Genomic DNA, 14,235 nt, shown 5'->3' with positions numbered 1-14,235 from the left:
GTGCGCTAGGATGGTGACGTTTTGATTAAAAGTTGATATATTATAGAGAGTTAAGGAGTACCTAATGGCAATAACAATCCGTGATATAGATAAGCATTATTATATGATTGAGTCTCTTAAATCATTAACGAATAGTAATGTTACAACCAAAGCGCTGATAAAAGGTGGCTATTTAGCCGTAGATTTAGGTCAACAATTAGAAGATGAACGACTAAAAAGAATAAAAGCAGAGAGTGAACTTCAGGAATTAAAGCAAAAGTTTTCATCTTATATCAAAAGTAAAGAAGAGTTATTAGATGCATTAAAGTAGATTTAATAACAAGTTAAACTTATCTTTAACTTGTTATTATTCGCTTCACTTTGCACAAATTTTCAGCTCATCAAATCGTGTTGATTCGTCATACTCTCGGTTAAATGATAAATTTGTATAACTCGCAATACAAACTTCTGCAGTATAAGAAACAATACTTCCATCAACAAGATGGCCACCTATTACCTGCCCTTTTTTATCAGCTACCGAAATATGAAGATGGACATGCTGTGGTGTTAATGTTCCTGATAATGTAAGAATTTCCAGAGGGCCAGAAACCTCTATTGTCTTAGATTCATCAGCCAATCGTATATTCACTTTAGACAAACAACCAATGCCTGAAAGTAAACTTCCTGCTTGGATCTTATTGTCTTGTACAAAGTGCAGAATACTCTTTTTAAGATCTTTACCTTGGGTTAATCGAAACGCGTATGGAATAATCACAATTGACTCTTTTAAATAGTAAGTGTAATAAACGTTTTATTACACTTACTTCCAATTAAGCACGTTTGCCCTTTTTAGTTGAATGAGAGCTATGAGGGAAAACATTACGAATACGTTGTTTTGTTTTACTTGGAATATCCTTTGAAAAATCAATTTTTGTAGTGAATCGATTTTTATAAACTTTGATATGACCACTAAAAGGTGTTTTATGTGCGATCTCTTTACATGCGGTTTGAAAGCCAGTCGGTACACTCCCTTTCGTTTTTATCAGTTCGCCATTTTCAAATTTCAAAACCATAATAGGACGATCTTTAAAGACGATAAAAATAACAACTACTGCTAAAACAAGTACATATTCCATTTGCTTACTCCTTAAACGTAACCTTTAAAAGAACAGCAACCACCAAAAAACGTTATTTATCAAAGGATTCAATGTTCAGTAGTTCTGTCAGGTTATTCTTGATATCACTAACCTGTTTGTTAGCTCGCTCTGTTCGGTTACTTTCACTGATCAAATATTCGATAGTATCGGATAATGTAGAACCTAACTCTTGCGATTTTTCTGCCAACTTTTCCCAAACACGGAAATCTAAATCGATTGATTTTTTTCGTGTATGTACTTGTTCTGCATTAAAATGGCGCTTTCTTTTTGCTCGAATCGCTTGTTTTAATTTATTTTCAAGCGCAGGAGACATATTTGAACCGATCCATTCAATCACTTTTGTTGGTTCGTGTTCAATATCGAAAAGAGCCTCAACAGCAGCTTCTGCTTCACTGCGATCAATAAAGCGTGTAATTGATTCGCCTTCCTTGTGTTTTTTTACTAAATAAGCCCATTTCCAACCGGATTCAAGATTTTCAAGCTGCTGATATTTCATAAAATTACAATTTTCTCATCGTCAACGAAAAACGCGTTACAGTGTAACTCTGACATTCTTAAATAACAATCACCTATATAGAATAACCGATTGTTTTTATGAAACATAAATATAGCTCATAAGTTTCTATTATGAGCTCTTTGATTGTTTTATACTGCTTACCTTTTCACAGTAACAATAGAAAGCTAAATTTATGCATGAAGAATCTTGGCGTACAATGTTTCCTGATTATAGCCAGTACCAAACAACTCTAGAACATTATAGTAATCTTGAACCCGCGACAGTTGGTACTCTTCAACCTCGACTATCAGATGCCGTACGCCGCTTCAGCGCGCTTAATTTACAGCCTCGTATTCTACGTATTACGGCGCCTGATAACACGTTGTATCGTGACTATATTATTGAACTCATAAAAAAATACCAATATCAAAGTAGTAATAATACATCTAGCTCACAAACGAGTGAAAATGAGCAACCGATCATCATCGCGGGTGATGATATTACTGCTGAAAAACTATTTGGTGCCGTCTATCCTGCTCTAGAGTCAAATAGTTTAGCAAAACCAAGCGTTAAGCATGGTTTATTACACCAAGCAAATAATGGATATTTGATTTTATCAATCACCGCCCTTCTCAGTAATCCATCGTTATGGCCGCGTTTAAAAAGCGTACTAATGGACGGCATGCTAGATTGGGAGGCCGCTAACAAAAAAGTACTATGCCCCTTACCTGCGCCTGAGAAGGTAAATGTAAAACTTGTAATCATTGGTGATCGTCATTTAATGGCAGAACTTGATCATGCAGAGCCTGATCTTGCCGCTGGTTTTGCTATGTACGGTGAATTTGAACAAGATCTCTTATTAAACGAATCCAATCTTGAAGAGTATCTTCGTTATATAAAGGCGATTATTACTCATCATAAACTGCCAGACTTGGCTGATACGGACGCTGTAACTGCACTGCTATGTGCAGGTGCGCGTTATGCTGAAGATCAAACACGCTTACCACTTTGTTTGCTTTGGCACCTAAATCTATTGTCTGAAGCAAGTATAGAGACAGACGGCAAAGTTTTAACGGCAACAAATATTAAAGCATCACTTCGCGCTAAAGAATATCGTGAGTCTTATTTGCCAGAACGCGCTATTGCTGATATTCACCATGGCCAAGTCCTGATTGCTAGTGAAGGTAAAGAAGTGGGTCAGGTTAATGGTTTAACCGTGGTTGAAATGCCTGGACACCCAACAGCCTATGGCGAACCGGCTCGTATTTCTTGTGTGGTTCACTTTGGTGACGGCGATATTTCTGATGTCGAACGTAAAGTTGAACTGGGCGGAAATATTCACGCGAAAGGCATGATGATCATGCAAGCGTTTGTTGCAACAGCGCTAGATTTAGATCAAGCCCTGCCTTACTCAGCGTCCATTGTTTTTGAACAGTCATACTCTGAAGTCGATGGTGACAGTGCCTCTCTTGCAGAACTCTGTGCATTAATGTCTGCATTATCTTCACAGCCTATTAATCAGCAAATAGCGGTAACCGGTGCTGTTGATCAGTTTGGCCGTGTACAAGCTGTAGGTGGGATTAATGAAAAAATCGAAGGCTTCTATAAAGTGTGTGTTCATCGAGGGTTAACTGGTAATCAGGGTGTTATATTACCAAAGACTAACTTGAGTAACCTTTGTTTAAATGATGAAGTCATTGAAGCAATAAAAGCGAAGCAGTTCCACATCTGGGCAATAGAGAACGTTGATGAAGCGATCCCTCTTTTAACGGATAAGCCATTCCGTAGCGAGAATGATGAAGATGAAACGATTTTATCTTTGATTGAAGAAAGAATTGATTATTTCCACCATGGTGACCTTTCAAATGAGATTGGTCTGTTAAATCGCATACGTTTACGTATATCTAACTGGTTTGTCCAGAACTGATCCGAGTTGTTTAGCTTACACGTGTAAGCTAAATTGCTCCCATACATTTGAAGGAGTAATTGATTCTAATGACACGCCAGCATTCTTATACACACGAAGAACTTGTCGCTTGTGGCAACAGCGAACTATACGGTCCTGACTTCCCATCATTACCATCAGATAACATGCTAATGATTGACCGTATCGTAAATATCACCGATAAAGATGGTGATCACGGCAAAGGTTTTATTGTCGCCGAATTAGATATCAATCCTGACTTATGGTTTTTTAACTGTCACTTTAAAGGTGATCCTGTAATGCCTGGTTGCCTTGGTCTTGATGCAATGTGGCAACTAGTAGGCTTCTTCCTTGGTTGGTCTGGTGGTGAAGGCAAAGGTCGAGCACTGGGTGTGGGTGAAGTTAAATTTACAGGTCAAATTCTCCCGACAGCCAAAAAAGTAACTTATGAAATTCAGTTTAAGCGTGTTATCAACCGTAAGCTAATCATGGGTGTTGCTGATGGCCGTGTACTGGTAGACGGTAAAGAAATCTACGTTGCTAAAGATTTAAAAGTGGGTCTTTTTAAAGATACTGACAATTTCTAATCAGTGTGGCGAATCTAAATACTCAGCCCTGAGGCATTTATGTCTCGGGGCTTTTTTTATCCACCAGCATAATAACCTTGTATCTCTTCTACGTACTTATCCGTTACATGACTCTGACAAATCAACGAATTAAAAATAATAACACTCTTTATTTTGCAATCACAAAAACAAGAAAATAGCCATTAATACTCATTTGATTGCAGTCTCTGTAATATGTTTTAAGTAGATAAATCAAGAATGCTATCATTTCTTATTATGCATAAAAAAGCCCCTTCTCCTAAGGGGCTGCAGAATAGGGTTAACCATGAGGGAGGTTATTATTTGTAGAGACCTTGTTGTAACTCTTCTCTAGCGTCTCGCCAACCACCTAGCCAGTTAGTACGGGCATCTGTACCTTGGTACGGACATGCATCTGTAGAACGGCCATTTAATCCGGCTTGATAACCTCGAGCCTGCGCACGTTCTAAACGATCCCGCTTTTGTCTCTTCATAGTTCGGTCCTCATCCTTATCTGTATATTACTTTTCATTATCATTACATAATGATGGAGTTTTTATGTCTCCACTTATAAAAATGGGTTATTTCGAACAATTTATCAAATTTAAAAACGAAACAAGCCCACAAAATGTGAGCTTGTTGGTATAACATAATTTATTTTAAAAATTACTTACGGCGTCTGAAACCAATAAAGCCTAACGCTGTCAAAGCCAAAATGCCAAGCGATCCACCAGAACGTTTTACTGGCTCCTCGTCTTCTGTTTTACGAACAATAATATCTTTATCCGTCGCATTTGCCTTAGGAACAAGCTTAATCGCAACCTGCTTTTCAGTCACAGAACACTGCGCTTCTTTAGTTAAGTTTTGATAACCACCAGCACAGTAATTTGCTGTTGCTGAAATAACACCTGCGTCGTTAATATCGGTTGCAGAAATAATACGGTAAGAGTTTGCAACCGTATTCGCTGCACCGCCATCATTGGTTAAGTCATCTAGCATCCATACACTACCAGCCTTTAGCGGCCCTTGCGCAGAGCCTGCAATGTAGGTAAATGCACGATGACGACGCTCAGAGCCATCAATTTGGTTCTTCGTTTCTGAATCAACCCAACCTACAACCTGATCATTATCATTAATTGCTGTTGCATCACCATTTGAACCACGGAAGAATAATGGGCTTATAGATGTATCAAGGAACTTAGTCTGGTTCGTTGCTTTATCAAAGATAAACATTTTTTGTGGAATCGAACGGTTTTCAGCATTATGACTCTTTGCAATACCAACAACTTTAAAGCTCGAGTTGATGTCGTTAGCCATTGTGTATTGATAATTACGATCATCGCCAGTTGAAATATTTAACCCAGGAACAAAAGTTTGTGTCCATTTCGTTAAATCAGCACTAGGTTCAAAGTATGCGGCTTGCATAACATAAGAATCATTACTATTGGTATCGCGAGATGCATAGCCTACAGCAACAGGAGCGTTATTGACCATAGCAACCGCATTAGCAGATGCTTGTGAAGAAACATCATCATGATCAGGGTCAACAGCTGCTAAATTTGAACTAATAACACCTGATTTAACAAGATTACCTGTATTATCAACAACCCAGAAAGCAGCTGCATTAGCAAAAGTACTAAACTGGCACTCAAACGTACTGTACAGATTGTCAGGGTTAGTTGAACAATCCTTAAATACTTTGTAATCATCATTATCGTTAAAATTTAAACCGATATTGATGTTATCTGTATTAGGTACACGAGAGCCTGGATTTTTTAAAAATGATGGGGAAAAAGAAGAAGAACCTACAACTAGTAAGTTACCATCCGTGATTTCTACTGCTCCATTTGCAGTAGTTTGTCCCATATTTTGAACAAATTTATCAGTAACAGACTCTGGAGGTGAAAGTAATGTACCAGCCTCATCACCAACATTCACAAAACCACGTTTAGCAAAAGCACGAGGATTTACCGAACCATTCTTAAATACGGCTGAAGTTGACGTACCAAAACTGTAATTACCCACGATACCTTCAAGAACGGCATCAGTTGTATTTTCTTGAATACTTCCTAAGCCAGTTTCAGAGTATGCGCTAGCATCATCGGCTTTAGTTGTTACAGCTGCCCCATTTTTAAGTGCAAGAGCATTTGAATGGTAACCATTTAACCATGTCTGTTGAATATGTTGTAGACCACCTAAACCTTGACCGTCTTGAACATCATCAATATTGTAGTCATAACCGTAATACTCATTATCAGCCCAAACATTACAGATGTTGTAGCCTAAGTTATCACGACAGTAACTATATAACCCATTCCAATCATCGATGAACTGACGATTCTCATTATATGCTGTGGTATCAGATAACGGCGTACCTTGAGTACCACGTCGAACGGTTCCCGCAACATCATATGAATCAGCATTACAGTTGTTACCTGTAAAGCAATTGTCGCCTTCAGCAGATGGTTTAATACCCGTAGTAAAAGCTGAAACAGGTGTACTATCTGCATTTGCCTGTGCACTCGGGAAATATGCTTGAGCTGCAAGTTGATCTGATCCTGCAGTTGAAACAGGGACAATATCATAAACAGCAGCGCTAGCTTGAGAGGCACCTGCAACGAGGATTGCAAGTGTTGATAGTTTTAACATCTTATGTGGCATTAGGATTCCTTTTGCATCGCTTCCAATTCTTCCCATCGTTCAAAGGCAACTTCAAACTCTTCTTCAAGCTTAGCTAAACCTGTAAGGATGGCTTGTGTGTCATTTTTCGGATCGGAGAAAAATGCAGGATCATTAATTTGTTCCTGAATTTTCGCGATTTCATTTTCCAAGTCTTCAATTTTTTGCGGCAAGCCAGCTAACTCATGTTGAAGAGTAAAAGATAGCTTCTTACCTGCGCGTTTAGGTGTAACATCTTTTTGCTTTTGTTCTTGAGCAGCTTTCTTGCTCTTCTCTAATTCGATTTTTGCAGCCTGCTCTTTTGCTTGATTGGCATAAGAATTCGCACGCTGAGATTGTGCATCATGGTAACCGCCAACGTATTCGTTAACAACGCCCTCACCTTCAAAAATCCAGCTTGTAGTCACAGTATTATCAACGAATTGACGATCGTGACTCACTAAAAGTAACGTACCTTGATAATTGGCAAGTATATCTTCTAAAAGTTCCAATGTTTCGATATCTAAATCGTTCGTTGGTTCATCAAGAACCAGCAAATTATTTGGTTTTAGGAACAATTTCGCCAACAATAGTCGGTTCTTCTCACCACCAGACAGCGCTTTAACTGGCGTACGAGCACGACGAGGGTGAAATAGGAAATCTTGTAAATAACCTAGCGCATGACGAGTTTTACCGTTAATTGTTACTTCTTGCTTACCATCAGCAAGGTTATCCATTACGGTTTTCTCTGGATCGAGAATTTCACGGTACTGGTCAAAATAAGCCACTTCTAGCTTAGTACCACAGTGGAAGTCACCCTCAGTTGCTTGAAGTTTATCCAGCATCAGTTTAATTAAGGTACTCTTACCACAACCATTAGGACCAATTAAGGCAATACGATCGCCACGCATAACATTAAAGCTAAAATCTTTAACGATTTGCTTATCGCCATAGCTATAACCGATATTCTTCGCTTCAAAGACAATCTTACCTGAACGGTTCGCGTCTTGTAGCTGCATATCCGCTTTACCTACAACATCACGACGCTCTGCACGTTCATTACGCAATGCTTTAAGTGCACGAACGCGACCTTCGTTACGAGTACGACGCGCTTTAATACCTTGCCTTATCCACACTTCTTCTTGTGCTAGTTTTTTGTCAAATAATGCGTTTTGTTCTTCTTCTACACGCAATAACTCAACTTTTGCCTCTAGGTAACCTTCATAGTCACCAGGGAAAGACACTAATTGGCCACGATCTAAATCAACGATACGAGTCGCCATAGAACGAATAAATGCACGGTCGTGCGAAATAAAGATAATTGAACCACGGAAGTCTTTTAGAAAACCTTCTAACCATTCAATCGTTGTTACATCAAGGTGGTTTGTTGGCTCATCAAGTAACAAAATATCAGGATCACACACTAGCGCACGAGCAAGTGCTGCTTTACGTTGCCAACCACCAGACAAATCAGTAAGAAGTGTATTCGGTTCAAGCTTCAAGCTTTCAAGTACTGCTGCAATACGCGTATCTAACTGCCAACCGTTATGGTGATCAACTTGCTCCTGAATACGCGATAGTTTATTAATGTTTGCTTCACTAGGATCGGCGGTGACAAGGTCCAATTGGTGATGGTACTCACGCAGAACACGACCTGCATCAGCAAGACCTTCCGCTACATAATCAAATACAGACCCTTCCGCATTACGCGGTGGATCTTGCTCTAAACGAGAAACCACCAGCTCATTTTGACGTTGAATACTACCGTCATCGAGTAATACGTCACCAGCAATCACTTTCATTAATGTTGATTTACCAGCGCCGTTACGGCCAACAAGACAAACACGCTCATGTGGCTGAAGAAGAAATTCTGCTTTATCGAGTAAAGCATGATCGCCATACGCTAGTTGAGCGTTACTAATTTTTATAAGTGCCATCGTAATTAACCAAGCTTATTTGTTATTAACCATGTTTTTAATGAATCTGTATCAAAGGGCCAGCCCAATTCAGGAACATTGCGATCATGATTTTGAATAGAGAGTACAGGTATAGTTACACCGTAACGAGAAAACAGTGCATCATCAAATGCGATATCAACAATATCTACTTTGTCTTTAAATCCAGCCTCTACGAGCAGACGATATGCCTGCTCGCAAAGGTGGCAGCCTTCCGTGCTATAAAGTGTGATTAACACTCGTCTTCCTTGTGAGTAATAATCCAACAGTTATGGATTTGCTTATTCTTAGCAAAGTCCATTGGCAATGTTTTATTTGAGATATTCTTCGCCTGTAAGCCAAGTTCATTAATCTTATCTAAATCCATCTTGAACTGACGTTTATTGTTTGAGAAAACAATTTGACCATCAGGACGTAGCATGCGCTTTAGGTTTTCCATTAACATGATGTGATCACGTTGAATATCAAACGTCTGCTTCATACGCTTAGAGTTAGAGAACGTTGGTGGATCGATAAAAATTAGATCAAACGTATCATCAACTTCTTGTAGCCACTGTAAACAGTCAGCCTGAACATATTCATGTTGTGGGCCTACCTGATTATTAAGCTCCATATTCTCTTGAGCCCAACGAAGGTAAGTATTCGACATATCAACGGTAGTTGTTGTCTTTGCACCACCGACAGCAGCATGAACAGTTGCAGATCCTGTATAAGAGAACAAGTTAAGGAAATCCTTACCTGTTGCCATTTGGCCAAGCATACGACGCGTAATACGGTGGTCAAGGAACAAACCTGTATCTAAGTAATCATAAAGATTCACTTTAAGTTCAACACCGTACTCTTCAACAATCATGTGGCGCTCTGCACTTGATAGCTTCTGGTATTGGTTCTTACCTTTTTGACGCTCACGGACTTTAAGAATAACTTTATTGCTTTCTACACCCGTTACTTCAATTGTCGCACGCAACACATCCATAATACGACGACGTGCTGTTTCTTCAGAAACAGATTTAGGCGCTGCATATTCTTGGATAATTAAGTAATCTTTGTACTTATCAATCGCGGCATTGTAGTTAGGTAAATCAGCATCGTAGATACGGTAACATTCGATACCTTCACGTTTTGCCCATTTATCTAACTTAGTAATGTTCTTTTTAAGACGGTTCGCGAAATCAGGCGCGACCTCTTCTTGAACGATGACACCCTCAGATTGCCCTTCTTCTTTCTGAACACTACCTGCAGTGATCAAATAAGTTTTAAGTACACAATCTAATGCGCCGTTACGAAGCTTAAATTGCTTGTCTGCACGCATACGCATACAACTTAACAATTCGTTCGAACCTGAATAAATGGCAGCAACAGAACCCGCAAAAGCGAGTTTTAAACGGTTACCAAATTCTTTGTACAATGCAATAAGTTCAGGGGTTGTACCTAAACGTTCACCATATGGAGGGTTACAAAGAATAATGCCTGTTTCGAACCCTTCAGGGCGAACAAGCTGTGTGGCATCGCCATATTCAAAATCAATCAGATCTTTAACACCAGCACGACCCGCATTATCACGAGCAATCGCTAATACACGACGATCCATTTCACGACCAAAGAACTTGGTCGTGACTTTTGCAGGACCACGACGAGATTTAACCGTTGCTTCTGCATGGATCTCTAACCAAGCTTCTTGGTCAAAGTCTTTGATTGATTCAAAGCCCCAACGCTTACGTTTAAGACCTGGTGCAATTTCAGCGGCTATCATCGCAGCTTCAATCACTAAAGTACCTGAACCACACATTGGATCTAACAATGCTTGTTCTGGTGTCCAGCCACTTTTCATAACAAGTGCAGCAGCATGGGTTTCACGCAGTGGTGCTTTACCCGCTTCACTACGGTAACCACGTTGGTGTAAACCGCTACCTGCCATATCAAGACCAAGAATACCTTTCTCACCAGATAGACGCATATGAATACGTAGATCAGGACGCTCACGGTCGATATTAGGACGACGTAAATCCGCTTTTGTAAATCGGTCTACAATCGCATCTTTAATTTTCATTGCACCGTATTGGCTATTACGGATTTCGCGGTTAGTACCATTAAAATCGACCACAATACGTGTATTGCTATCAAAATAGTTCATCCAGTTGATAGCTGTTGCACCTAAGTACAAGTCCATATCATCACGAACGTTAAATTCACTCAGTACTTGAATGATACGTGATGAGATTCGTGTCCATAGACAACAACGGTAAGCTGTTGCTTGTTCTGCTTTGAAACGGACACCGGCATGCACAACTTGAATGTTCTGTGCACCTAATTGTTCTAATTCATCCGCAAGCAAATTTTCAAGGCCGCGGGAAGTAATCGCTAGATATTGATTCATGGAGTTCTTTTCACACTAATATTGCGAGGAATTATAACTGAAATCACAAAAAATGCCTCGTCAAAACCATAATGAAATGGCTCATTTAGGAAAAAAAATTCATTCTTCAATCAGTACGTTCTCAATCAAAGAGGATGTAACAACAAACATCTTCACTTACCTGCAAAACTTGCGACCAATACAACGCTAAAAGTCATATTTAACGATTCTCATCAAACAAAGAACAAATCATTAATCTGGAATAATGAAAACCACCCTCAAAGCAATTTCTCACCCTGAGTGACATTTGATTTATCTTTAACATTCAAGAAATTAAAAGTTTTTTTACGCTAAATACCCCTATTCAATATTATCACCCGCCCCTTGGTGGAATAAATTATTCCAACACTATTACACAACCACTACTTCACTATTAACGCAGGAAAAAGAGGAAGGGATTGTCAATCAAACGTAATGTAACAAAGAAATTAACGTCATAAACCATCAGGTTTTACTTAAATAAAGCAGTAAGAATTGTCTGGCTATATATAAGAATTTTGAGATCTATGACATATTTTTAGTGTAATTTTTAACCAGAAAAATGGTGGATATACCTTGCTGAGTAGCAATGAAGTCAGTTAACGAATACAAATATACGCTCTAACCTATCTTGAATACCTACAAGGAAGCGTAACTATCACGAATTACAGAAACTGATGATGCGGTATGTAGATAACAGTAGTTATGTTGTTATCGTTAGTTACAAAGAAAATGGATATAAAAATGAGAGATTTGGACGATAACTATCTCAATAAAAGGTGATATCTTTCTCACCATCTAATAGAGAAAAGCATGCAAATATACTAAGGGAGGCCGTACTGGACAGCATAAGAAAGATAGCAAATTAGCCTAAATTTAATGGGCTTTTACTACAAAAGATAACAAATACTGCTATCTACCGGGAGACTGATAAGGATATACGACAAAAATATGAGATGAAGAAACGACTAACCGACAAGCGCAAAATGTCGCTGTTCAGTTTCTACAAAACAGGGAGCCATTCGATCATTCATAACTTTAATGGTTTCGCAGAACTCCATGCTTTTAAGGCCATCTAAATCAACAGTAGCAACATCAGCAAGCATACAGAGACTCGCGACCCCACTGTTTTCAATCACAACGTAATGGGCAGTACAAGAAGCCGTCATTAAAGTAATAACTTGTCCCTGTAACGGCTCTACACCTTGTTGAGGTGCGAAATACCAACTTTTTGGCATCATAGGCTTATGGAAACGTCGTGCGGCTGTAGCATTTAATGCTAATTCACATTTTCTAGCTGCAGAAATTGGCAGATGAGCAATCTGCTCTTGGAAGTTTTGATAGGCTTCAATATCATCAACATTAAAAATATCACTTATTTTAGCTTCTGGGGTAAGCAGCTTACTTGGTAACGATACACGGAAAAGCATATCGTCATTCAACTCAAGCATGAGTGAATTCATTTCAGCGTCAAAATACCATTTCCATGAATTATCTGGCTTTAACACGTTCTTACTCCTGAAAGACAGTGATTTATTTTGTATCTGTGATCATATGTTTAAATTTTAGCTTAATTCTACTCGCGTATTCATAAAATAAAAGGGGAAAATAGCGGTTCTATCACGAGTAAATCAGATGTATATTTGATACAAATAGACTAAGTACATAATTAAAAACCCAGCCTAGTATTCACTAAGCTGGGTTTTCGTATGTCAGAAGATATTTAAATTTAATACTTCAGTACGAGAGCGATAGCCAACAGTTAAAGACCGTTTACAATATCTTTAACTAAACGTGGGCCATGATAAATAAAGCCAGAATAAACCTGTACTAGGCTTGCACCAACCATCATCTTCTCGCGAGCAGCCATTGCAGAATCAATACCACCGACACCAATGATTGGTACTGCGCCATTTAATGCTTCTGACATTTTTCGAATAACTTCAGTACTCTTGTTTTGCAAAGGACGACCGCTTAAGCCCCCCGCTTCATCACAATGTTCCATCCCTTGAACCAAAGAGCGATCCAATGTGGTATTTGTTCCAATCACACCATCTATATTATTACGGATCAAAGAATCACATACCTGTTGAATCTCATGATCATCAAGATCGGGAGCGATCTTAAGTGCTAGAGGAACATACTTATCATGTTGTTTCGCTAATTCAGCTTGTTTAGCTTTAAGCTGGGAAAGCAGATCATCTAAAGCTTCACCATATTGTAAGCTACGTAATCCCGGTGTATTCGGTGACGAAATATTTACAGCAATATAACCAGCATATTGATAAACTTTTTCCATACAAATAATGTAATCTTCAACACCCTTTTCTATCGGTGTATCTTTATTTTTACCGATATTAATACCAATGATGCCGTCAAATTTTGCTTTCTTTACATTCTCAACAAGATTATCAACACCAAGGTTATTAAAACCAAAACGGTTGATAATGCCTTCTGCTGGGATCAAACGGAAAAGACGAGGTTTATCATTACCAGGCTGTGGACGAGGTGTCACGGTCCCTACTTCAACAAAGCCGAAACCCATTTCACCAAATGCATCAATACATTCGCCGTTTTTATCAAGGCCAGCCGCTAAGCCAACAGGGTTTTTGAATGTAAGCCCCATAACTTCGACAGGACGTGCCGGAAGATTTTGTCGGTAGAAAAGTTCTAATGGAGTGCCAGTAAAGCGAGAAAAGTTCTCAATAGCGAGGTCGTGTGCTTTTTCAGCATCCAACTGAAAAATAGCAGAACGTGCGATGCGGTATAACATTGTAACTCCAAAATAAGTCCCGAATAAACGGGATGGTATTATTCACAGTTATTCTGTTAACTTCAATCGTTATTTTTTTGATTATTGTCAATAAAACAGTAACTTAGAAATTAAACCTTTGTTTAACAATAAGTTATAGTTTCGTGGTTTCACAATTTATTACACATAAAAGCAATCGTTTTCTTTTTAGCTCTGAAAAAAGTAACGTATTATTTTTATAACCTTATTGTTAACACTTAAATAGTGACAATGTAACATAACAGACATTGGGAAAAGTTACATTGTCACTATATATGTTACACCGTAGCTTATAC

General features: G+C 38.7%; 13 protein-coding genes. 3 read left to right on the top strand and 10 right to left on the bottom strand.

All coding sequences use genetic code 11. The annotated features are described in order from the left end of the window. Positions 1-64 precede the first annotated feature (64 nt). A complete protein-coding gene (locus C9J38_RS17195; protein ID WP_107208156.1) occupies positions 65-310 on the top strand; it encodes a hypothetical protein in 246 nt (81 codons plus the stop codon). Positions 311-355: 45 nt separating this feature from the next. Here C9J38_RS17195 and C9J38_RS17190 read toward each other — a convergent pair whose 3' ends face one another. Genes C9J38_RS17190 through matP form a run of 3 tightly spaced genes read right to left on the bottom strand, consistent with a single transcriptional unit; the run spans position 356 to position 1,632 of the window. Continuing rightward, on the bottom strand, positions 356-754 hold the full coding sequence (locus tag C9J38_RS17190) for a PPC domain-containing DNA-binding protein (RefSeq protein ID WP_107208155.1): 399 nt from the start codon (positions 752-754) through the stop codon (positions 356-358). Between the two features lie 55 nt (positions 755-809). After that, positions 810-1,115 (bottom strand): DUF3634 family protein, encoded by a 306-nt coding sequence (locus C9J38_RS17185; protein WP_107208154.1) that lies wholly within the window; start codon positions 1,113-1,115, stop codon positions 810-812. Positions 1,116-1,167: 52 nt separating this feature from the next. Then, entirely contained in the window at positions 1,168-1,632 is a 465-nt protein-coding gene (matP, locus tag C9J38_RS17180; RefSeq protein WP_107208153.1) for a macrodomain Ter protein MatP, read from the bottom strand. 193 nt (positions 1,633-1,825) lie between these two features. On the opposite strand from matP, the gene C9J38_RS17175 reads away from it, so the two are divergent. Both C9J38_RS17175 and fabA read left to right on the top strand, forming a co-directional pair. Further along, a complete protein-coding gene (locus C9J38_RS17175; protein WP_107208152.1) occupies positions 1,826-3,559 on the top strand; it encodes a Lon protease family protein in 1,734 nt (577 codons plus the stop codon). 68 nt (positions 3,560-3,627) lie between these two features. Then, positions 3,628-4,143, top strand: coding sequence for a bifunctional 3-hydroxydecanoyl-ACP dehydratase/trans-2-decenoyl-ACP isomerase (gene fabA / locus C9J38_RS17170; RefSeq protein ID WP_107208151.1), 516 nt, complete (start codon positions 3,628-3,630; stop codon positions 4,141-4,143). Positions 4,144-4,460: 317 nt separating this feature from the next. Here fabA and rmf read toward each other — a convergent pair whose 3' ends face one another. From rmf to pyrD, 7 genes are all read right to left on the bottom strand, one after another. Continuing rightward, complete coding sequence (gene rmf / locus C9J38_RS17165) at positions 4,461-4,634, bottom strand: ribosome modulation factor (protein WP_005367875.1); 174 nt, start codon at positions 4,632-4,634, stop codon at positions 4,461-4,463. Between the two features lie 172 nt (positions 4,635-4,806). Next, complete coding sequence (locus tag C9J38_RS17160) at positions 4,807-6,801, bottom strand: DUF3466 family protein (RefSeq protein ID WP_107208150.1); 1,995 nt, start codon at positions 6,799-6,801, stop codon at positions 4,807-4,809. Then, a complete protein-coding gene (locus C9J38_RS17155; protein ID WP_107208149.1) occupies positions 6,801-8,735 on the bottom strand; it encodes an ABC transporter ATP-binding protein in 1,935 nt (644 codons plus the stop codon). The genes C9J38_RS17160 and C9J38_RS17155 overlap by 1 nt, the downstream gene beginning before the upstream one ends. 5 nt (positions 8,736-8,740) lie before the next feature. Further along, the gene (locus C9J38_RS17150) at positions 8,741-8,992 is read right to left on the bottom strand and encodes a glutaredoxin family protein (RefSeq protein ID WP_006645632.1); all 252 of its coding nucleotides are present in this window, start codon (positions 8,990-8,992) and stop codon (positions 8,741-8,743) included. Next, entirely contained in the window at positions 8,986-11,130 is a 2,145-nt protein-coding gene (rlmKL, locus tag C9J38_RS17145; protein ID WP_107208148.1) for a bifunctional 23S rRNA (guanine(2069)-N(7))-methyltransferase RlmK/23S rRNA (guanine(2445)-N(2))-methyltransferase RlmL, read from the bottom strand. The genes C9J38_RS17150 and rlmKL overlap by 7 nt, the downstream gene beginning before the upstream one ends. A gap of 986 nt (positions 11,131-12,116) precedes the next feature. Then, positions 12,117-12,656: a cell division protein ZapC gene (locus C9J38_RS17140; protein WP_107208147.1), complete on the bottom strand. Its 540-nt coding sequence runs from the start codon at positions 12,654-12,656 to the stop codon at positions 12,117-12,119. Between the two features lie 254 nt (positions 12,657-12,910). After that, positions 12,911-13,921: a quinone-dependent dihydroorotate dehydrogenase gene (gene pyrD / locus C9J38_RS17135; RefSeq protein ID WP_107208146.1), complete on the bottom strand. Its 1,011-nt coding sequence runs from the start codon at positions 13,919-13,921 to the stop codon at positions 12,911-12,913. Positions 13,922-14,235: the final 314 nt, after the last annotated feature.

The organism is Photobacterium sp. GB-210 (assembly GCF_003026075.1).
Classification (GTDB): Bacteria; Pseudomonadota; Gammaproteobacteria; order Enterobacterales; family Vibrionaceae; genus Photobacterium.
The sequence above is the reverse complement of the archived record's forward strand: the minus strand, read 5'-3'. Positions and strand labels throughout refer to the sequence as shown.

Coding starts and splice junctions, on each gene's coding strand:
- C9J38_RS17195 (WP_107208156.1), top strand. CDS start 65: ATGGCAATAACAATCCGTGATATAGATAAGCATTATTATATGATTGAG.
- C9J38_RS17185 (WP_107208154.1), bottom strand. CDS start 1,115: ATGGAATATGTACTTGTTTTAGCAGTAGTTGTTATTTTTATCGTCTTT.
- matP (WP_107208153.1), bottom strand. CDS start 1,632: ATGAAATATCAGCAGCTTGAAAATCTTGAATCCGGTTGGAAATGGGCT.
- C9J38_RS17175 (WP_107208152.1), top strand. CDS start 1,826: ATGCATGAAGAATCTTGGCGTACAATGTTTCCTGATTATAGCCAGTAC.
- fabA (WP_107208151.1), top strand. CDS start 3,628: ATGACACGCCAGCATTCTTATACACACGAAGAACTTGTCGCTTGTGGC.
- rmf (WP_005367875.1), bottom strand. CDS start 4,634: ATGAAGAGACAAAAGCGGGATCGTTTAGAACGTGCGCAGGCTCGAGGT.
- C9J38_RS17160 (WP_107208150.1), bottom strand. CDS start 6,801: ATGCCACATAAGATGTTAAAACTATCAACACTTGCAATCCTCGTTGCA.
- C9J38_RS17155 (WP_107208149.1), bottom strand. CDS start 8,735: ATGGCACTTATAAAAATTAGTAACGCTCAACTAGCGTATGGCGATCAT.
- rlmKL (WP_107208148.1), bottom strand. CDS start 11,130: ATGAATCAATATCTAGCGATTACTTCCCGCGGCCTTGAAAATTTGCTT.
- pyrD (WP_107208146.1), bottom strand. CDS start 13,921: ATGTTATACCGCATCGCACGTTCTGCTATTTTTCAGTTGGATGCTGAA.